Source organism: Caulobacter sp. 1776 (assembly GCF_040545685.1).
Lineage (GTDB): Bacteria > Pseudomonadota > Alphaproteobacteria > Caulobacterales > Caulobacteraceae > Caulobacter.
In genome coordinates this window covers 658,444-677,656 of sequence record NZ_JBEPMI010000002.1, presented here as the reverse complement: position 1 = coordinate 677,656, position 19,213 = coordinate 658,444, and the positions used below count along the sequence as shown (strand labels likewise).

General features: G+C 68.1%; 15 protein-coding genes, 1 tRNA gene, 1 rRNA gene and 1 pseudogene. 13 read left to right on the top strand and 5 right to left on the bottom strand.

Annotation, left to right across the window (positions count from 1 at the left end; translation table 11 throughout):
• The 4 genes and pseudogenes from rrf to ABIC66_RS08580 form a co-directional block, all read left to right on the top strand.
• Nucleotides 1-80: ribosomal RNA gene (gene rrf / locus ABIC66_RS24190) — 5S ribosomal RNA — on the top strand; the annotation flags it as partial.
• Between the two features lie 61 nt (nt 81-141).
• Nucleotides 142-218, top strand: a tRNA-Met gene (locus ABIC66_RS08590).
• A gap of 249 nt (nt 219-467) precedes the next feature.
• Nucleotides 468-671 (top strand): annotated as a pseudogene (locus tag ABIC66_RS08585) (cold-shock protein); the annotation flags it as partial.
• Nucleotides 672-809: 138 nt separating this feature from the next.
• Nucleotides 810-1,004, top strand: a complete 195-nt coding sequence (locus tag ABIC66_RS08580) for a cold-shock protein (protein ID WP_035017693.1) — start codon at nt 810-812, stop codon at nt 1,002-1,004.
• Nucleotides 1,005-1,127: 123 nt separating this feature from the next.
• On the opposite strand, the gene ABIC66_RS08575 is transcribed toward ABIC66_RS08580, so the two are convergent.
• Entirely contained in the window at nt 1,128-3,416 is a 2,289-nt protein-coding gene (locus ABIC66_RS08575; RefSeq protein WP_354069373.1) for an NADP-dependent malic enzyme, read from the bottom strand.
• 332 nt (nt 3,417-3,748) lie between these two features.
• Here ABIC66_RS08575 and uraH point away from each other — a divergent pair, with 332 nt between their 5' ends.
• From uraH to guaD, 5 genes are read left to right on the top strand one after another with little or no spacing between them, the layout of a single operon-like run.
• On the top strand, nt 3,749-4,096 hold the full coding sequence (gene uraH / locus ABIC66_RS08570; RefSeq protein ID WP_354069371.1) for a hydroxyisourate hydrolase: 348 nt from the start codon (nt 3,749-3,751) through the stop codon (nt 4,094-4,096).
• Entirely contained in the window at nt 4,096-5,544 is a 1,449-nt protein-coding gene (gene xdhA, locus ABIC66_RS08565) for a xanthine dehydrogenase small subunit (RefSeq protein ID WP_354069369.1), read from the top strand. The genes uraH and xdhA overlap by 1 nt, the downstream gene beginning before the upstream one ends.
• Nucleotides 5,537-7,876, top strand: coding sequence for a xanthine dehydrogenase molybdopterin binding subunit (gene xdhB, locus ABIC66_RS08560; RefSeq protein ID WP_354069367.1), 2,340 nt, complete (start codon nt 5,537-5,539; stop codon nt 7,874-7,876). The genes xdhA and xdhB overlap by 8 nt, the downstream gene beginning before the upstream one ends.
• Nucleotides 7,869-8,885, top strand: a complete 1,017-nt coding sequence (gene xdhC, locus ABIC66_RS08555) for a xanthine dehydrogenase accessory protein XdhC (RefSeq protein WP_354069365.1) — start codon at nt 7,869-7,871, stop codon at nt 8,883-8,885. Before xdhB ends, xdhC begins: the two co-directional genes overlap by 8 nt.
• Nucleotides 8,872-10,155 (top strand): guanine deaminase, encoded by a 1,284-nt coding sequence (gene guaD, locus ABIC66_RS08550; RefSeq protein ID WP_354069364.1) that lies wholly within the window; start codon nt 8,872-8,874, stop codon nt 10,153-10,155. Before xdhC ends, guaD begins: the two co-directional genes overlap by 14 nt.
• 151 nt (nt 10,156-10,306) lie before the next feature.
• Here guaD and ABIC66_RS08545 read toward each other — a convergent pair whose 3' ends face one another.
• Genes ABIC66_RS08545 through ABIC66_RS08530 form a run of 4 tightly spaced genes read right to left on the bottom strand, consistent with a single transcriptional unit; the run spans nt 10,307 to nt 13,311 of the window.
• Nucleotides 10,307-11,278 carry a nucleoside hydrolase gene (locus ABIC66_RS08545; protein WP_354069363.1) on the bottom strand — a complete coding sequence of 324 codons (972 nt, stop codon included), beginning with the start codon at nt 11,276-11,278 and terminating at the stop codon, nt 10,307-10,309.
• 10 nt (nt 11,279-11,288) lie between these two features.
• Complete coding sequence (hpxZ, locus tag ABIC66_RS08540) at nt 11,289-11,705, bottom strand: oxalurate catabolism protein HpxZ (protein WP_354069361.1); 417 nt, start codon at nt 11,703-11,705, stop codon at nt 11,289-11,291.
• Nucleotides 11,702-13,096: an AtzE family amidohydrolase gene (locus ABIC66_RS08535; protein WP_354069359.1), complete on the bottom strand. Its 1,395-nt coding sequence runs from the start codon at nt 13,094-13,096 to the stop codon at nt 11,702-11,704. Before ABIC66_RS08535 ends, hpxZ begins: the two co-directional genes overlap by 4 nt.
• Entirely contained in the window at nt 13,093-13,311 is a 219-nt protein-coding gene (locus ABIC66_RS08530; protein ID WP_354069357.1) for a hypothetical protein, read from the bottom strand. Before ABIC66_RS08530 ends, ABIC66_RS08535 begins: the two co-directional genes overlap by 4 nt.
• Nucleotides 13,312-13,532: 221 nt before the next feature.
• Here ABIC66_RS08530 and ABIC66_RS08525 point away from each other — a divergent pair, with 221 nt between their 5' ends.
• From ABIC66_RS08525 to ABIC66_RS08510, 4 genes are all read left to right on the top strand, one after another.
• A complete protein-coding gene (locus ABIC66_RS08525) occupies nt 13,533-14,486 on the top strand; it encodes an acetamidase/formamidase family protein (RefSeq protein ID WP_354069355.1) in 954 nt (317 codons plus the stop codon).
• A 147-nt stretch (nt 14,487-14,633) separates the two neighbouring features.
• Complete coding sequence (locus tag ABIC66_RS08520) at nt 14,634-14,777, top strand: hypothetical protein (RefSeq protein WP_354069354.1); 144 nt, start codon at nt 14,634-14,636, stop codon at nt 14,775-14,777.
• 254 nt (nt 14,778-15,031) lie between these two features.
• Complete coding sequence (locus ABIC66_RS08515; protein ID WP_354069352.1) at nt 15,032-18,373, top strand: hypothetical protein; 3,342 nt, start codon at nt 15,032-15,034, stop codon at nt 18,371-18,373.
• A 117-nt stretch (nt 18,374-18,490) separates the two neighbouring features.
• The gene (locus tag ABIC66_RS08510; RefSeq protein ID WP_354069350.1) at nt 18,491-19,210 is read left to right on the top strand and encodes a YceI family protein; all 720 of its coding nucleotides are present in this window, start codon (nt 18,491-18,493) and stop codon (nt 19,208-19,210) included.
• Nucleotides 19,211-19,213 lie beyond the last annotated feature (3 nt).

The following is a 19,213-nucleotide window of genomic DNA, read 5'->3' as shown; positions in this document are numbered from 1 at the left end:
CATTCCGAACTCGGTCGTTAAGTCCCCCTGGGCCAATGGTACTTCGTCTCAAGGCGCGGGAGAGTAGGTCGCCGCCAGGTCCGCCAAAAGGATATCCTCTTCAAGTCCAACACCCTGCCAGCACAATCAACAACACCCTGACGCGGGGTGGAGCAGCCCGGTAGCTCGTCAGGCTCATAACCTGAAGGTCACAGGTTCAAATCCTGTCCCCGCACCCAAGGTCCCGTTTCGGCATCCGACGCCCTGTCCGCTTGCGGCCAGGGCTTTTTTATACCTCGGCGTGCAACCTATAGCGGCATTTTGGCAACGCTCGCAGCCCGAAGCGCGAATTTTTGTGGCCGATGCCGCCTTGATGCCGATTTTCTCCGTTCAAAGCCCATAGCGCGTGGCGCGGTTTTGCGTCATGACTTCCGTCGGAAGGACGCGGGCCGACTATCAGCCCGTCGATTGAGGTGTTTGAGGATAATATGGCGAACGGTGTCGTTAAGTGGTTCAACCCGGCCAAGGGCTTTGGTTTCATTCAGCCCGAGGACGGCGGCCAGGACGTGTTCGTCCACATCGCCGCGGTTGAACGCTCGGGCCTGGCGGGCCTGAACGAAGGTGATCAAGTCAATTACGAGCTGGAAGAAGACCGCCGCTCGGGCAAGACCTCGGCCGGTCAACTGCGCGTCACGGGTCACGGCGCCGTTCCGGCCGGCGGCGGCGGTGGCGCTCGTGGCGGCGCTCGTCCCCCGCGCAGCTTCGACGGTCCGCGCGGCGGCGGTGGCGGCGGCTTCTCGGGCGGCACCGGCGAAGCCGGCACCGGCGTCGTGAAGTGGTTCAACACCACCAAGGGCTTCGGCTTCATCCAGCCGGACAATGGCGGCGGCGATGTGTTCGTGCACATCTCGGCCGTGGAACGCGCCGGTCTGCGCGGCCTGAACGAAGGCCAGCAGGTCGGTTACGAGCTTGAACAGGACCGCCGCTCGGGCAAGACCTCGGCCGGCAACCTGCGCATCCTCTAAGCGCGCCGAAACGAAAAGGCCGCCCGGACGGACGGCCTTTTCAGAGCGTTTTGAGAGGCCCCGCCGACGCTGAAGCGTCGGACGGGGCTTCTTGGCATTCGGAATCAGCCCCGGAAGCGGTCTCTAGACGCTCGCCCGGGCCTTGTCCGAGGCCGCCTGATTCACCGCCAGGGCGGTCAGGTTGACGATGCCGCGCGCGGTGACGCTGGGGATCAGCACGTGCACCGGTTTGCTCATGCCCAGCAGGATCGGGCCGACCAGCAGGGATTCCGTGGCGGCGCTGAGCAGGGTCAGGCCGATATTGGCCGCGTCCAGGGTCGGCATGACCAACAGATTGGCCGAACCTTTCAGCGGACTGTCGGCCACCATGCGGTCGCGCAGGTGCTGGCTGAGGGCGGCGTCGGCGTGCATCTCGCCATCGACCTCGAGGTCCGGCGCCTGGGCCCGTAGCAGGGCCAGGGCCTCGCGCATCTTGCGGGCGGTCGGCGAGTTGCTGGCCCCGAACGAGGAGTGCGAGAGCAGGGCGGCCTTGGGCGTCAGGCCAAAGCGCCGCACCGCCTCGGCGGCCAGCTGGGTGACCTCGCAGATCTGGTCGGCGGTCGGGTCGACATTGACGTGGGTGTCGCAGAAGAACAGCGTGCCGGTCTGCAGGATCAGCGTCGACATGGCGTAGACGCGGCTGACATTGTCCCGCTTGGGGATGATCGGCAGGGCGTATTTCATATGCTGCCACCAGTCGCCGCTGCCGCCGACCAGGGCGGCCTCGACATAGCCCGAGGCCAGCAGCATCGAGGCGGCGACGGTGCGGCGGCCCTGGACGCGACGCTCGGCGGCGCTGGGCGGCACGCCGCGCCGGCCGACCAGGCGCTGATAGTCGGCGACCAGCGGGCCGAACAGGTCCTTGTCGGTCTGGGGATCGACGATCTCGATCGCCCCGCCCAGATCCAGGCGTAGGCCCATCTCCTCGACCTTGGCCTTGATGACGTCGCGGCGGCCGACCAGCACAGGCTGGGCCAGGCCTTCGTCGACCACGGTCTGGACCGCGCGGAGCACGCGCTCGTCCTCGCCCTCGGCGTAGGCCACCTTGACCGGCGCCTTGCGAGCGCGCTCGAACACCGGCCGCATCAGCTGGCCCGAGCGGTAGACGAACAGTTCGAGCTCGGCCTGGTAGGCGTCGAAGTCGGCGATCGGCCGGGTGGCGACGCCGCTGTCCATCGCGGCGCGGGCCACGGCCGGGGCGATCTGCAGGATCAGGCGCGGGTCGAAGGGCTTGGGAATGATATACTGGGCGCCGAACACCGGCGCCGCGCCGCCATAGGCCGAGGCCACGACTTCCGACGCCTCGGCGCGGGCCAGTTCGGCGATCGCCTCGACGGCGGCGACCTTCATCGCCTCGTTGATCTCGCTGGCCCCGACGTCCAGGGCGCCCCGGAAGATGAAGGGGAAGCAGAGGACGTTGTTGACCTGGTTGGGATAGTCGCTGCGGCCGGTGGCCATGATGGCGTCGGGGCGGGCGGCATAGACCAGCTCGGGCAGGATCTCCGGATCCGGATTGGCCATGGCCAGGATCAACGGATTGGGCGCCAGCAGCGGCAGCCACTCCTGCTTGAACACGCGCGGGGCCGACAGCCCCAGGAAGATGTCGGCGCCCGGCAGCACTTCGGGCAAGGTGCGGGCGTCGGTCTGGCGCGCGTAGCGAGCCATGTTGTCGGGCATGTCCGGCTCGCGGCCGGCGTGCACCACGCCCTTGATGTCGGTCAGGGTGACGTTCTCGACCGGCAGGCCCATCGAGACCAGTAGGTCGACGCAGGCCAGGGCGGCCGCGCCGGCGCCCGAAGTGACCAGCTTGACGTCCTTCAGGGTCTTGCCCTGGACGAGCAAGGCGTTGCGGACGGCGGCGGCGCAGACGATGGCGGTGCCATGCTGGTCGTCATGGAAAACCGGGATGTTCATCCGCTCGCGCAGTTTGCGCTCGATGACGAAGCACTCGGGGGCCTTGATGTCCTCGAGATTGACGCCGCCGAAGGTCGGCTCCAGGGCCGCGACAACTTCGATGAAGCGATCGGGATCCTTGGCGTCGACCTCGATGTCGAACACGTCGATGCCGGCGAACTTCTTGAACAGGACGGCCTTGCCTTCCATCACCGGCTTCGAGGCCAGCGGGCCGATGTCGCCCAGGCCCAGGACGGCGGTGCCGTTCGAGATCACGGCCACCAGATTGCCGCGCGCGGTGTAGTCGCGGGCCAGATCCGGGTTTTCGGCGATGGCCAGGCAGGGCGCGGCGACGCCGGGCGAATAGGCGAGGGCGAGGTCGCGCTGGGTGGCCATGCGCTTGGTGGCTTCGATCGCCAGTTTCCCGGGCCGCGGAAGACGGTGGTAGTCCAGGGCGGCTTTACGGAAATCCTCGTCCATCGATCGTTCCTCTGGCGGCCTGCGCGGCTCGAACTCGCGCTCCGTCTGATTGCGAAGCGTCAGTGCCTTGCTAGCGGGGTTGGCCCGGCAATTCCAACCCTTCGCCGCCGATTGGGCGTTTTTTCTTGGTAGCGGTACCAGTCGCCGGCGCGGCGCGAGGGCGATTCCGGCTCTCTTAAGTAATAAATCTATTATATAATGCCTCCGCTTCGGGCGCCGCGCGCTGCCTTCGACGGCGCTCGTCCTTCCGGCGCGGCCGTGTGGGGCAAGGCGCTGGACAGAGCGTCCGGAGCACCTGAGCATCGGCTCGAAACGTGAGCAGAGGGCGGAGCATGAGCGGACTGACGACACACATCCTCGACCAGGCGGCCGGCAAGCCGGCGGCGGGCGTCGCGGTGCGGGTGTCGCGGCGCGAGGGCGCGGAGCTATCGTTGGTGGCGGAATTCCGCACCGACGCCGACGGCCGTGCGCGGCTTCTCGCCGTCGAGGATCTGAAGGTCGGCGGCTACCGCCTGGAATTCGCGATCGGCGAGCATTTCAAGGCGTCCGGCCTGCCGGTCACCGACCCGCCGTTCCTGGACGTCGTCGTCATCGATTTCGCCGTCTCGAACGTCGAGCAGCACTGGCACGTGCCGCTGCTGGTCTCGCCATACGGCTATTCGACCTACCGGGGCAGCTGATGGGCGAGACGATCCGATTTCTGCTGGACGGCGAGGTCCATGAGGTTCGCGGGGCTAATCCGACGACGACCCTGCTCGAGCATCTGCGCGGCCCGATGCGCCGGACGGGGACCAAGGAGGGATGCGCCGAGGGCGACTGCGGCTCATGCACCGTGCTGGTCGGCGAGTCCGAGGGCGCCAATGGGGAAGGGGGCGTCGCGTGGCGGGCGGTCAACAGTTGCATCCAGTTCCTGCCCATGCTGCACGGCAAGGCGTTGCTGACGGTCGAGAGCCTGGCCAAAAGCGGAGCTCTGCATCCGGTCCAGCAGGCCATGGTCGACAAGCATGGCTCGCAGTGCGGCTTCTGCACGCCGGGCATCGTCATGTCGCTGTACGGCCGGGCGATCGCGGCCAAGGGCGCGACCGCGCCGGTGAGCGAGGTGCTGGCCGGCAACCTGTGTCGCTGCACCGGCTATGGCCCGATCATCGAGGTCGCCAAGGGCGTCGAGGTCGAGCCCGCGCCGGCGGTCGACCTGTCGGCTGTCCGCGGCGAGACGATGCTGGACCTCAGCTTCGAGGACGAAATCCACGGCGTCACCCGTCGCTGGCTGTCGCCGCGCACGCTCGACGAACTGGCCCAGGCGTATGAGGCCCATCCCGACGCGGTCATCGTCGCTGGAGCGACCGATGTCGGCCTGTGGGTCACCAAGCAGCGCCGGCCGCTGCCAACGCTGATCAGCGTGTCCGAGGTCGCCGAACTCAAGGCGCTGGACGAAACGGCCGAGGGCCTGCGGATCGGCGCCGGCGTCCGCTATGTCGACGCCATCACGGCGGTCTCGAAACTCTATCCGGACGTCGGCTTGATGATGCGCCGGCTGGGCTCCACCCAGGTGCGCAACAGCGGCACGATCGGCGGCAACATCGCCAACGGCTCGCCGATCGGCGACATGCCGCCGGCCTTGATCGCGGCGGGGGCGACCCTGGTGCTGCGCAGGGGCGGCGAGCGGCGGGAAATGCCGCTGGAAGACTTCTTCCTGGACTACGGCAAGCAGGATCGCCGGCCCGGCGAGTTCGTCGAGACGGTGTTCGCGCCGAAGCTCGACGCGGGACGGATCTTCAAGGTCTTCAAGCTGTCCAAGCGCTTCGACCAGGACATTTCGGCCGTCTGCGGGGCGTTTTCGCTGGCGGTGGAGAGCGGTGTCGTCACCGACGCCCGCATCGCGTTCGGCGGCATGGCCGGCACGCCCAGGCGGGCCAAGGCCTGCGAAGCAGCGCTGATCGGACAATCCTGGACCGAGGCGACGATCGAAGCGGCCACTACCGCCCTCGACAGCGACTACGCGCCGATGAGCGACATGCGCGCCTCGGCGGCCTACCGGTCGCTGACGGCGAGGAATATGCTGCGCAAGGTGTTCCTGGAGAGCCAGGACATAGAAACCCGAGTGATGCCGGAGAGCGCCCGTGGCTGACTCCGCCGTGACCGCACCCGTCCATAGCGCGGCCTTCCAGGGCGTACACGCGCCGCTGCCGCATGACAGCGCCGCCCGCCACGTGGTGGGCTCGGCGGTCTATATCGACGACATGTCCGAACCGGCCGGCCTGCTGCACGTGCACTTCGGCATGAGCACAAGGGCCCACGCCCGGATCACCAAGCTGGATCTCTCGGCCGTTCGCGCCGCGCCCGGCGTGGTGCTGGTGCTGTCCGCCGAGGACATTCCTGGCGAGAACGACGTCAGCCCGGTCATCCACGACGACAAGCTGTTCGCGGCGAATGAGGTCTATTGCGTCGGCCAGAGCTTGTTCGCCGTGGCCGCGACCTCGATCGCCGCCGCCCGCGCCGCCGCCGCCAAGGCCGTGGTCGAGTACGAGGATCTGCCGGCCGCCATCGACATCGCCGCCGCCCGCGACATGGACCTGAAGATCGAGGCCTCCCAGCGCATGGCGCGGGGGGACGCCCGGGCCGCGCTGGCCGCCTCGCCGCGCCGCGTCCAGGGCCGGTTCGCGATCGGCGGCCAGGACCACTTCTATCTCGAAGGGCAGATCGCACTGGCGACGCCGCGCGAGGACGGCGACGTCCACGTCTGGTCCTCGACCCAGCACCCGACCGAGGTGCAGCACCTGATCGCCCGCGTGTTGGGCAAGCCCGACCACTGCGTCACCGTCGAGGTGCGCCGCATGGGCGGCGGCTTTGGCGGCAAGGAGACGCAAGCCTCGCTGTTCGCCGCCGCGGCCGCCCTGGTGGCGGTGAAGACTGGCCGCCCGGCCAAGGCGCGGCCCGATCGCGACGAGGACATGGTCATGACCGGCAAGCGGCATGACTTCGAGGCCGCCTACGACGTCGGTTTCGACGACGACGGCCGGCTGACCGGGCTGTCTCTGGAGCTGGCCTCGCGCTGCGGGGCGACGACCGACCTGTCGATGGCGATCAACGACCGGGCGATGTTCCACGCCGACAACACCTACTTCCTGCCGGCGGTCGAGATCCTGTCGCACCGCTTCAGGACCCATACGGTCTCGAACACCGCCTTCCGAGGCTTCGGCGGGCCGCAGGGGATGCTGGCGATCGAACGCGTCATGGACGCCGTGGCCGCCGCCACCGGCCTCGACCCGCTGGAGGTGCGTCGCCGCAACCTCTATGGCGGCGTAGGCCGCAACCTCACGCCCTATCACCAGGTGGTCGAGGACAATGTCGCCCCGCAGCTGATCGACGAGCTGGCCGCCTCGTGCGCCTACGAGACCCGCCGCCGCGAGGTCGAGGCGTTCAACAGGACGAGCCCGGTGCTTAAGAAGGGCATCGCCCTGACGCCGGTGAAGTTCGGCATCTCGTTCACGACGACGTTCCTGAACCAGGCCGGCGCGCTGATCCATCTCTATGCCGACGGTTCGATCATGCTGAACCACGGCGGGACCGAGATGGGGCAGGGGCTGCACGTCAAGGTCACCCAGGTGGTGGCCCAGGCCTTCCAGGTCGACATGGCGCGGATCAAGGTCACCTCGACCGTCACCGACAAGGTGCCCAACACCTCGGCCACCGCCGCCTCGTCGGGCGCCGACCTGAACGGCATGGCGGCGCTGAACGCCGCCGAGACGATCAAGGTGCGGCTTGTCGAATTCGCCGCCAAGAAGTGGGGCGTCGAGCCCGCCGAGGTCGCCTTCACCCCGGACGGCGTCCGCGTCGGGGCCGAGACCTTCGAGTTCGGCGCGTTCATCCGCCAAGCCTATCTGGCGCGGATCTCGCTGTCGGCGACCGGCTTCTACGCCACACCCAAGATCCACTACGATCGGGCTACCCACACGGGCCGGCCGTTCTTCTACTTCGCCTATGGCGCGGCCTGCAGCGAGGTGCTGATCGACACCCTGACCGGTGAGATGAAGGTCACCCGCGCCGACATCCTGCATGACGTCGGCAAGTCGCTGAACCCGGCCATCGACTTGGGCCAGATCGAGGGCGGCTTCATCCAGGGGATGGGCTGGCTGACGACCGAGGAGCTGGTCTACGACGGGGAGGGCCGCCTGCGGACCCACGCGCCCTCGACTTACAAGATCCCGACCTGTGGTGATCGTCCGGCGCATCTGGACGTCCGCCTCTGGAAGGCCGGCCGCAATGTCGAGGCGACGGTGCACCGCTCCAAGGCCGTCGGCGAGCCGCCGCTGATGCTGGCGATCTCGGTCTATTCGGCGATCAACCACGCGGTGGCCAGCGTGGGGGACTATCGGGTGTTCCCACAATTGGACGCACCGGCGACCCCCGAGGCGATCCTGATGGCGTGCGAGGATGTGCGGAGGAGGGTCCGTGCGTAACTGGGCCCGCGCCGCGCTCGCTCGCCTTGACGCGCATGACGAGGCCGCCCTGGTCACGGTCCTCGCCACCGAGGGCTCGGCCCCGCGCGAGGCCGGGACCAAGATGGTCGTCTGGCGCGATGGCCAGTCGGGCACGATCGGCGGCGGCAATCTGGAATACCGCGTCGCCGACCAGGCGCGACGGATGCTGGACGGCGGCCAGGCCCACTTCGCGATCCAGGACTATCCGCTGGGCCCGCTGCTGGCCCAATGCTGTGGCGGTCGGGTGCGCCTGTTCTTGGAGCGGCTGAACGACAACAGCCGCGACTGGCTGACAGAAGCGGCCAAGCGGATGGACGCGGCCCAGCCGTTCGAGGTCCGCACCCGCTTCGATCCCGGCCTGCTGACCAAGGTGGTCGCGCCGATCCTGGCTACCGACGCCGAAGGGCCGGCGGTCGTGTTCGGTGAGGCCCCGGCCACCGCGCGCGGCGCGCGTCCGGCGCTCGGCGACGTGATGGTCGAGCGCGCCGACGCCCCGCGCCCGCCGCTGCTGCTGTTCGGCGCCGGCCACGTCGGCCAGGCGATCGCCAAGGCCTTCGAGCCGCTGCCCTTTCGGCTCTTCTGGTACGACAGCCGGCCGGAGACCGCCGAGATCGCCGGTGTCCGCGTCGCCGAACCCGCCGAGATGGCCGCCGCGGCCATGGGCGCCGGCCCCGACGCCTACGGCCTGGTCCTGACCCACGACCACGCCCTCGACTACGCCCTGGTCTCGGCCGGCCTGGCGGGCGGCGGGTTTTCATACTTCGGGGTCATAGGTTCGAAGACCAAGCGCGCCCGTTTCATGAGCCGGTTACGCGATGATGGTTTCTCGGAAGCCGTGCTGACCCGCCTGACCTGTCCCATCGGCCTGCCGCATTTGAAGAGCAAGGCGCCGGAGGTGATCGCGGTCTCGGTGGCGGCCGACCTCTTGATGCGCCAGGAAGCGGCGCGGATCCGCAACGACGAAAGCATCGCTAGTGCAAGCCTATAGGGCGTCGATCCTCCACCTGCTGGATGATCCGACCAAGAACGCGGAGGCGGTCGCCTTCCACGACGACGGCCTGTTGCTGGTCGAGAACAGCCGCGTGGCCGCTTGCGGCAGCTATGCGGAGCTGTCGCCTCGGCTGGGCGGCGAGGAGCCGCACGACCTGACCGGCCATCTGATCACGCCGGGCTTCGTGGATACCCATATCCACTTCCCGCAGGTCGATGTGATCGCCGCCCACGGCAAGCAGCTGCTGGACTGGCTGGAACAGCACACCTTCCCGGCCGAGAAGGCGTTCGCCGACCCCAAGCACGCGACCGACACCGCCGCCTTCTTCATCGACGAGTTGCTGCGCAACGGCACGACCACGGCCCTGGTGTTCGGCTCGGTGCACAAGGTCTCGGTCGACGCCCTGTTCGCCGAGGCCTTCGCGCGCGACATGCGGCTGATCGCCGGCAAGTCGCTGATGGATCGCAACGCGCCGGAGGGCCTGACCGACACCGTCGAGAGCAGCCGCGCCGACATGGAGCAGTTGATCGCCGACTGGCACGGCAAGGGGCGGCTGGGCTACGCGGTCACGCCGCGCTTCGCGATCAGCTGCAGCGACGAACAGCTGGCCATGGCCGGCGAGGTGCTGGCCGCGCATCCCGACGTGTGGATGCAGACCCACCTCTCCGAGAACCTCCACGAGATCAAGGAGACGGCCAGGCTCTTCCCCAAGGCCAACGACTATCTGGACGTCTACGACCGCTTCGGCCTGCTGCGCCAGCGCTCGGTCTTCGCCCACTGCGTCCACCTGAAGGGCGAGGCGTTCCAGCGGATGGCGGCCAAGGGCGGGGCGGTGGCGTTCTGCCCGACCTCGAACCTGTTCCTGGGCTCGGGCCTGTTCCCGCTGGAGGAGGCCTGCGCCCTGGGCGTCAAGGTCGGCATGGGCACCGACGTCGGGGCCGGCACGACCTTCTCGATCCTCCACACCCTGGGCGAGGCCTACAAGGTGGGCCAGTTGCGCGGCGACGCGCTGGACCCGTTCCACGCGCTGTACTTGGCGACCCTGGGTGGGGCGCGAGCGCTGGATCTGGGCGATCGGATCGGCAATCTGGCGCCAGGCAAGGAGGCTGACTTCGTGGTGCTCGACCTGGCCGCGACGCCGCTGATGGCGCGACGTCTGGCGGGGGCCAAAAGCCTGGAGGATCGGCTGTTCGCGCTGACCGTGCTGGGGGACGACCGGGTGGTGGCTCGAACCTATCTGGCGGGCGTGGAGCGGTGGCGGAAGTAGCGCCTAGCACGCAAAATCGACCGTCATCCCGCGACTTGTTCGCGAGACCCATTTGTCCGCCGCACGGGCGGAGCTAGCTCACGCGCTCACGTGACAGCTGAACCATGGGTCCCGCGCATAAAGCGCGGGATGACGGGTTTTGGATGAGAACCTAAGCCGCCCCCATCGTCTCCGCATACAGCTTCAACAACCGCGCCCCATCGACGGCCACCGTCGCGGCCTGGATCGGCTGGTCGTCCCAGGCCGAGGGGCCGAACAGTTCGCCTTCGACCTTCTGGCAGGTCTGGCCAAGGGCCACGCCCTCGGTGACCACGCGCACCGAGCCGCGCCGCACCGTGAACAGGGTCGGGTCGATCACGAACGCCACCGCCGCCGCGTCATGCACGCAGCAGCCGACGATGCCGTCGCGACCGCCGTAGAAGGCGGCGTAGGGCTTGGAGATTTCGTTGAGGAACACGCCGGCGTCGCCGCCCGACGCGGCCAGGGCTTCCATGTACTCCGGCGACATCACCACCTGAGTGGTCACGTCCAGGCTGACGGCGGCCAGGTTCCAGGGGGCGGTGAACACCTGGTCGGCCGCCTCCGGGTCGTTCCAGATATTGGCCTCGGCCACCGGGGTGACGTTGCCCGGCTTGCCGGCCACGCCGAACGCGCCGCCCATGATCACCACGGCCTTCAGCAGGGTCGCGACCTCGGGATCGGCCTTCAGGGCGAGAGCCAGGTTGGTCAGCGGTCCGACGGCGCACAGCACCACCTCGCCCGGATACTGGCGGGCCAGGTCGATGATCGCCTGGTGGGCCGGCTTGGCTTCCGGCTGGCCGGGAACCAGCCCCGTCAGCTCCACATCGCCCAGGCCGTTCTCGCCGTGCACGAAGGTCGGCGACGGGTTGCGCGGCCGGGTCAGCGGTTTGTCGGTTCCCTTATAGACCGGCGCCGACAGGCCAAAGCGCTGCTTCAGATAGAGTGCGTTGCGCGTCGTGGTCTCGATGTCGGAATTGCCGAAGACGGTCGTCACCGCGATCAGGTCGAGGGCGGGGCTCGCCTCGATGAACAGCAGCGCCATGGCGTCGTCGATGCCGGGATCGGTGTCGAAGATGATCTTGGTCGGGGTCGCAGTCGTCATGGGGCGGGCTCTAGCGCTTTTCTTCTTGTGACGCGAGGCGTTGGTCGGCGCCGCCCTGCATCAGCGAAACGTGGGCCGAGGCGACCTTCCAGCCGTCCTCGACGCGGATCCAGGTTTGGCTCTGGCGGCCGATCTTGCCGCTGTCGTCGCGGCGGAATTCGACATTGGCGATCGCGAAGTCGGTCCCGAAGGTGGTGATCTCGGTCCGCAATCGCGTGCGCGGCGGCGAGCCGCCTGCTCGGCCGAGGCGGAAGGCGGCGATCTCGGCGAAGCCCCACAGGTTCTCGGCGACGCCCAGCCGCACCGTGTGCGGCGAATTCCAGAAGGCGCCGTCCAGGGCCTCGACGTCATTGGTCATCAGCGCCGTCTCGTAGGCGTCGACCAGGGCGGTGACCTGCGCCAGCACGGCGGGATCGTTGACGATCATAGGGCGCCTTTCGGAGGATGGGCGGCCACGACGCCGGCGCGCTGCAGGCGCGCGGCGGCGGCGAAGGCCAGGTCCTCGCGCCAGGCCGGGGCGATGATCTGCACGCCGATCGGCAACTGGCCCGGCCGGTTCACCGGCGCGGCCAGCACTGGCAGGCCGATATAGCTGATCGGCTGGGTGAAGGCGCCGAGGTTCTTGCGCACCGAGACGGGAACTCCGTCCATCTCCATGGTCGCCTGGCCGATCGGCGGGGCGGGGCAGACGGACGACGGGGCCAGCAGGATGTCGTAGCGCTGGAACGCCTCGCGGACCTCGTCGCGAAAAATCGTACGATAGCGTTGCGCCGCCTTGTGGACGCCCTCCGGCAGCAGGGCGCCGGCCAATAGACGATCGCGGACGGCCGGATCGTAGTCCATGGCCCGGGCGGCCAGGTCGTCGTGATGCAGTTCGCCGCCCTCGAAGGCGGTCAGGCTGAACGCGGCGGCGCGCGCGGCCTGGGCGCCCGCGAGTTGAACGATGTCGTCGGCCTTCAGCGCCACGGCCACGCGGCCCAAGGCCTCCAGCACCTCGGGGAACGCGCCCTGCTGGAACCAGCCGCCCAGCACGCCGACCCGCAGGGGCTGGTCCGCGAGCGCCTCGAGACGATCGCTCAGCGGCTCGGCCTCGCGGACGCAGATCGTGTCGCCCTGCGGATCGGCGCCCTGCAGGACGTCATAGGCCAAGGCCAGGTCCTCGACCGACCGCGCGAACGGGCCGACATGGTCCAGGCTCTCGACGAATGGGAAAACGCCCTGGCGTGACAGGCGGCCATAGGTGGGCTTCAGGCCGAACACGCCGCACAGGCTGGCGGGAATGCGGATCGAGCCATTGGTGTCCGAACCCAGGGTCAGCGGAACCAGGCCCGCCGCCACGGCCCCCGCCGAGCCGCCCGACGAGCCGCCGGCGATCCGGGTCGGGTCGTGCGGATTGCGCACCGGCCCGTCGTGGGCGTTCTCGGTGACGAAGCCGTAGGCGAACTCGTCCATGTTCAGCGCGCCGATCAGGATCGCGCCGGCGGCGGTCAGGCGCTCGACCAAGGTCGCGTCATGGGCGGGCGGCGCGGCCTCGCGGCGAATCTTGGAGCCGGCCAGGGTCGGCAGGCCCTCGATGTCGAACAGGTTCTTGACCGCGAACGGCACGCCCGCCAGGGGACCCACGGGGCGACTGGCGGCCAGGTCGGCGTCGACCGCGTCGGCGCGCGCCAGGGCGCGGTCGGCGGTCACGGCGGTGAAGGCGTTGATGCCGCCGTCCAGCCGCGCCACGCGCGACAGGGTGGCCTCGGTCACGGCGCGGGCGGTGACGTGGCCGGCGCGGACCTCGCCGGCGATCTCGACGACGCTGCAGAAGCTCACGGTTCGAACCTCTCCGGGATCTCGCCGGCGTGCTCGGCCAGCGCCGCGACGAACAGGGCGCTCTGGGCGCGGAGCAGGGCGACGTTGTCGATCACGCCGGGCAGGATGGCGGGCGGAAGGGTCAGCTCGCGCTCGGCGGCGCGCGCGGCGGTCCAGGGACCGATCTCGGCGTCCTTCAGGTCGAGAAAGCCTTGCGTTTCCGCGTCCAACGCCATGCTGGCCAAGCTCCATAAGTAAGAAAAAACTTCATACACCGGGGTTCGCCGGATGCGCCAGCCCCGCTTAGTGTCGTGACCTATTCCGCCCAAGCCCGCGCCACTCCGCGCACAGATCGCCCGTCGAGCGGGCAGGCGAGGAGGATCGCCGCCGCCAGCGACCGCCGAACCTTGGTTCGCGCCCGCGTCGGCGCGAGATGATCAGGTAAGGAAAGGCTTACTTGATGGCGCATCACCACCTGGCTTCGGCCCCCGACACCGTCCGCTTCGGCATGTTCGACGCGGCGTTCGATCCCGTGCTGACGGTGAACTCGGGCGACAGCGTCACCTTCGAATGCGTCTCGGGTGGCGTCGAGGTGATGCCGCCGCCGGGTTCGCCCTACGCCGTGCCCACCGCTCTCCGGGCGATCCACGACAGCAACCCGGCGCGGATCGGCCCGCACATCCTGACCGGCCCCGTCGCCATCGCCGGCGCCGAGCCGGGCGACATGCTGGAAGTCCGCATCGAGGCGGTCGAGCCGAACAACGACTGGGGCTACTGCGCCGTGCGGCCCTTGGCCGGCACGCTGCCCGAGGACTTCCCCGACCGCTATGTCAGCCACATCGCCGTCGACCGGGCGCGCGGAGTCTGCAAGCCGGACTGGGGCCCGGAGCTGCCGCTGGCGCCGTTCTTCGGCACCATGGGCGTGGCCCCGCCGGCCAAGTACGGTCGGCTCTCCAGCCGCGAGCCGCGCGAGCACGGCGGCAACATGGACAACAAGGAACTGGTCGCCGGCTCGACCCTCTATCTGCCGGTGTGGGTGTCGGGCGCCAACTTCTCGGTCGGCGACGGCCACGGCCGTCAGGGCGACGGCGAGGTCTGCGTCAACGCGCTGGAGATGGGCCTGACCGGGACCTTCACCTTCGTGCTGCACAAGGCGGCCGACGCGGGCGCCTTCGCCTGGCCCCGCGCCGAAACCCCGACCCACGACATCCTGATGGGCTTCAACGAGGACCTCGACTTGGCCATGAAGCAAGCCCTGCGCCAGACGATCGACTTCATCACGGCCCGTTCGGCCCTGACGCGTGTCCAGGCCTATCAGTTCTGCTCTCTCGCCGTGGACTTCCGCGTGACCCAGACGGTCAACGGCGAGAAGGGCGTCCATGCCCTGCTGCGTAAGGGCCTGCTGTTCTGACCGGCGATCAATGTTAACCTATGGTTGCCTTTTATAATTATCGCCTAATGGAAGAAAAATTCACTTGAGATCCATCTTGGGTTGATCGCGAATGCGCCCGCCCCGATCCGGGGCTGGAGGGTCTGTGCGCTCTTCGCTGATTCCGGCGTGCGCTATGTGGCCATGCAGATGGGCGGGGACGTCTTCCTCTACGCCGATACCGGCGACGAGGGGACGACCTACGACCAGCTCGTCATCCTGACCGGAACCAACCTCTCGTCCATCGACGCCGGCTCGATCCTGGGACTCTAGGACTACCTCCGCGCGTGGCGTCGCGACGGTCCGAAGCAACCAAACTTACGGATCGCCGCGACGCCATCGAAACGAGTCGCGACGTTTATCAACCCTTTTCCCCGTAAGGATTTCCTGTGTCGAACCGGCACAGTTCCCGTGCGACGCGACGGATTTCATCGTTAATATTCCCGTTATGACTGAAAGCGGTTCGGCCCCGCTCTTGCACTCCCTAGATCACGCTGAGGTTGCGGCATGGTCAGGGGAACTCGAAAATGGAACTGCAAGGCACGCAGGGCGCCGACGTCCTAGTTGGCGGCGCGGACAACGACACCCTCTACGGCTATGCCGGCAACGATACGCTGAAGGGCGGGGCGGGCGACGACGTGCTCGCTGGCAACGACGGCAATGACATCCTGCAAGGCGGCGACGGCGACGACTACCTGCTGGGCGGGGCGGGCAACGACACCCTCGACGGCGGCGCCGGCAACGACTGGGCGGCCTACGAGGACGCCACGGCCGGCGTGAAGGTCGACCTCAACATCACCACGACCCAAAACACCCTCGGCGGCGGGACCGACAAGCTGATCGGCATCGAGAATGTCTACGGCTCGGACTTCAACGACACCCTGATCGGCAACGCCGAGGCCAACATGATGGTCGGCGGCCTGGGCAACGACAGCGTATCGGGCGGCAAGGGCGACGACACCCTGTGGGGCTCGGCCGGCGCCGACATCCTGGATGGCGGCGATGGCGACGACTACCTGGTCGGCGGCGCCGGCGACGACGCGATCAAGGGCGGCGCGGGCTGGGACTGGGCCTCGTACGAGGACGCCACGGCCGGCGTGAGCGTCGACCTGAACAAGACCACGGCTCAGAACACCGGCGGCGCGGGGACCGACACCCTGACCGGGATCGAACACCTCTACGGCACGAAGTTCGACGACACCCTGACCGGCGACGCCAAGGACAACTTCCTGTGGGGCGACGCGGGGAACGACAAGCTCTACGGCGGCGCCGGCGACGACCACCTGTCGGGCGGCGCGGGCGTCAATGTCATCGACGGCGGAGATGGGTTCGACACGGTCGATTATGCGTTCAGCGACGTGGGCGTCTCGATCAATCTGCAACCCGCCGTGCCTCCCCTCTTCAGCGGGCCCTTAAGCCTTGACGTCATCACGTCGATCGAGGCGGCGATGGGCTCGGCCTTTGACGACGTCATCATCGGCAACACGTCCGAGAACTACCTGTTCGGCGACGCTGGCGACGACGTGCTCCAGGCCGTGGGCGGAAACGACACGCTGGATGGCGGCGACGGCGACGACTACCTGTTCGGCAGCAATGCGGGCGGCGACCTGCTGATCGGCGGCAGGGGCGACGACGTCCTGTCGGTGTCCACCGGCCTGACCATCCTCGACGGCGGCGAGGGCATCGACACGCTGCAGATCGCTCCGGCCATGGCCGACACCTTCAAGGGCTACAAGGTCGACCTGCGGATCACGGGCGAACAGGAGATCACCGTCGGCGTACGCGTCCAGATGAGCGGCGTCGAGAACATCACGGGTGGCGCGGGCAACGACATTCTCATCGGCGACGCCAAGGACAATGTCTTGATGGGCGGCTCGGCCGGCGACGACACCCTGGACGGTGGCGCGGGTTCCGACACGGTCAAGTATCTCGATGACGGCAAGCTGGGCTCGGTGATCATCGATCTGGGCAAGAGTGTCCAAGTGCTGACCGATGGTCGCGGGACCGACACCTTGATCTCGATCGAGAACGTGATCGGCACGTCGGGGAACGACCAGATCACCGGCAACGCCGCGGCTAACCACCTGCAAGGCGGCGACGGCAATGACTGGCTCGAGGCGATCGGCGGCAACGACCTTCTGGAAGGGGGCTACGGCAACGATACGCTGATCGCCACGCGAGAAGGCGTTTCCAGCGACCGTCTATTCGGCGGCGCGGGCGACGACCAACTGGTCACGAACAAGTCTGGGGCGATGCTGGACGGCGGCGAGGGCGACGATCGTTTCAACGTCTCGCACTTCGCCAACCTTGTCGGAACCGTCGTGATCGACGGCGGCGCGGGCAATGACACGCTCGACATGCGCGGCGCCTACGGTCCCATCGCGGACCTGACGATCAGCCTGGCCGCCCAAGGGCGCCAGGATGTCGGCCAGGGTCAGTACCTCGACATCAAGGGCGTTGAGAACATCCTGGGCGGTTCGGGCAACGATCACCTGACCGGCGACGCGGGCGACAACCTGCTGGCCGGGGGCGCGGGCGACGATGTCCTGGATGGCGGCGCGGGTGTCGATATCGCCAGCTACGACGACTACAATTTCCAGACCGCCGTGAAGGTCGACCTGCGCAACGCCGTGCAGTCCGACTTAGGGGGCCGGGGAACCGACACCCTGAACTCCATCGAGGGCGTGCGCGGCACCGGCTACAACGACACGCTGATCGGCAACGACCAGGACAATATCTTCATCGGCGGCGCCGGCGACGACGTTATCGATGGCGGCGCGGGCAATGACACGATCAGCTTCATGGACGGCTTCGATGGCGATGTATGGGTCGACTTGGGCAAGTCGGAGCAGGTCCTGTACAACGGGCGCGGTACCGATACCCTGATCTCGATCGAAAACGTGATCGGCGGGAAGGGCACCAACGTCCTTATCGGCAACAGCGTGGTCAACCACTTGGTCGGCGGCGACAAGTGGGACGCGCTTTACGCTGTGGGCGGCGGCGACCTGCTGGAAGGCGGAGGCGGCAACGACATCTTCCACGCCAGTGAGACGGCGGGCGGCGACCGCATGTCCGGCGGCGCGGGCGACGACACCTTCTTCGGCTGGACTTTCGCGGTGACCATGGACGGCGGTGACGGCAACGACCTGTTCTATGTCGAGCGGACCCCCCAGATGGTGGGGACGGTCGTAATCGACGGCGGCGCCGGCCTCGACACACTGAACCTCGGTAACGGCCACACCTATTACGCCGATGCGACCTTTGACCTTCGCATCACCACGGCCCAGGATGTGGCCGAGGGGCAGATGGTGCAGGCCAGGAATGTCGAGAACCTAGTCGGCGGCTTCACCAACGACCGCCTGACCGGTGACGACAACGCCAACGTCATAGATGGCGCCAACGGCAACGATACGCTGAGCGGCCTGGACGGCAACGATACCCTGCTCGGCGGCCAGGGAGCCGACACCCTGACAGGCGGCAAGGGCCAGGACATCTTGAACGGCGGCGCCGGCAACGACATCTTCAAGTTCGCCACCGGCGACTCGGTCGCCACGAACAATTTCGGCGACGGTGCCGACGTGATCCAGGACTTCACGGCAGGCGACAAGCTGGCCTTCGCCGAGGATTTCACGCACGACGTCAGCCTGGTCCAGGGCACGGCGACCAGCTACGCGGACGCCCTGACCATGAGCATGGTGACGATCAACAGCTCCGGCACGGCGACCCGATTGGCCGCCTATCAAGTCGGTACGGACGTCTTCGTGTTCGTCGGCCATTCGGACGCGACCGGCGGGCACCTGGACAATGTGGTCAAGCTGACGGGCGTCAATGTCGAGACGCTGCCCATGACGATCTTCATGACCGCCTGACGCGGACCTCTCCCGCAACCTCCACCGCATCCCTACGTTGACGTTACGTCGGCGTAGGGGCTTGCTGCTCCCGTCGGGCGCCCGGCTTCCAAGTCCGGGGTCATTGGAGGGAAGCGTATGAAATCAATCCTGCCCGTCGTCGCCTTGCTGGCGCTGGCCGCCTGTTCGCCCCAACCCGCCGACAAAAAGACCGAGGCGCCCGCCGCCGCGGCGCCGACGGCGACCGCGCCCAAGCCGCCCAAGGCCGACATCCCGGCCGGCGACTACACCCTGGACAAGCACCACGCGACCCTGGTGTTCCGGGTCGATCACCTGGGCTTCTCGCACTACACGGCCGCCTTCGCCGACTTCGACGCCAAGCTGCATTTCGACCAGAACAACGCCGCGGCCAGCACGTTGGAGGCGACGATCAATCCGAAGTCGCTGACCCTGCCGGCCCCGCCCGAGGGCTTCCTGGCCGAGCTGACCGGCCCGCAGTGGCTGAACGCGACGACCTATCCGGCCATCACCTTCAAGTCGACCAAGGTCGAGACGACCGGCCCCGACACCGGCAAGGTGACCGGCGACCTGACCCTGCACGGCGTCACCAAGCCGGTGACCTTGGACGTGACCTACAATGGCGGCTATGCCGGTCACCCGATGGATCCGCACGCCCGCGTCGGCTTCTCGGCCAAGGGCAGCTTCAAGCGTTCGGACTTCGGAATGGCGTTCGGCGTGCCCGCGCCGGGTACGACCATGGGCGTCGGCGACGAGGTCCAGGTGACGATCGAGGCCGAGTTCAGCGGCCCGGCGCTGGCGACCGCCCCGGCCGCGCCCGCCGAACCGCCGAAGTCCTAAGCG

Excerpts from the sequence above, each read along its gene's own strand:
- ABIC66_RS08575 (WP_354069373.1), bottom strand. The coding sequence starts at position 3,416 with ATGGACGAGGATTTCCGTAAAGCCGCCCTGGACTACCACCGTCTTCCG.
- uraH (WP_354069371.1), top strand. The coding sequence starts at position 3,749 with ATGAGCGGACTGACGACACACATCCTCGACCAGGCGGCCGGCAAGCCG.
- xdhA (WP_354069369.1), top strand. The coding sequence starts at position 4,096 with ATGGGCGAGACGATCCGATTTCTGCTGGACGGCGAGGTCCATGAGGTT.
- ABIC66_RS08545 (WP_354069363.1), bottom strand. The coding sequence starts at position 11,278 with ATGACGACTGCGACCCCGACCAAGATCATCTTCGACACCGATCCCGGC.
- hpxZ (WP_354069361.1), bottom strand. The coding sequence starts at position 11,705 with ATGATCGTCAACGATCCCGCCGTGCTGGCGCAGGTCACCGCCCTGGTC.
- ABIC66_RS08530 (WP_354069357.1), bottom strand. The coding sequence starts at position 13,311 with ATGGCGTTGGACGCGGAAACGCAAGGCTTTCTCGACCTGAAGGACGCC.
- ABIC66_RS08515 (WP_354069352.1), top strand. The coding sequence starts at position 15,032 with ATGGAACTGCAAGGCACGCAGGGCGCCGACGTCCTAGTTGGCGGCGCG.
- ABIC66_RS08510 (WP_354069350.1), top strand. The coding sequence starts at position 18,491 with ATGAAATCAATCCTGCCCGTCGTCGCCTTGCTGGCGCTGGCCGCCTGT.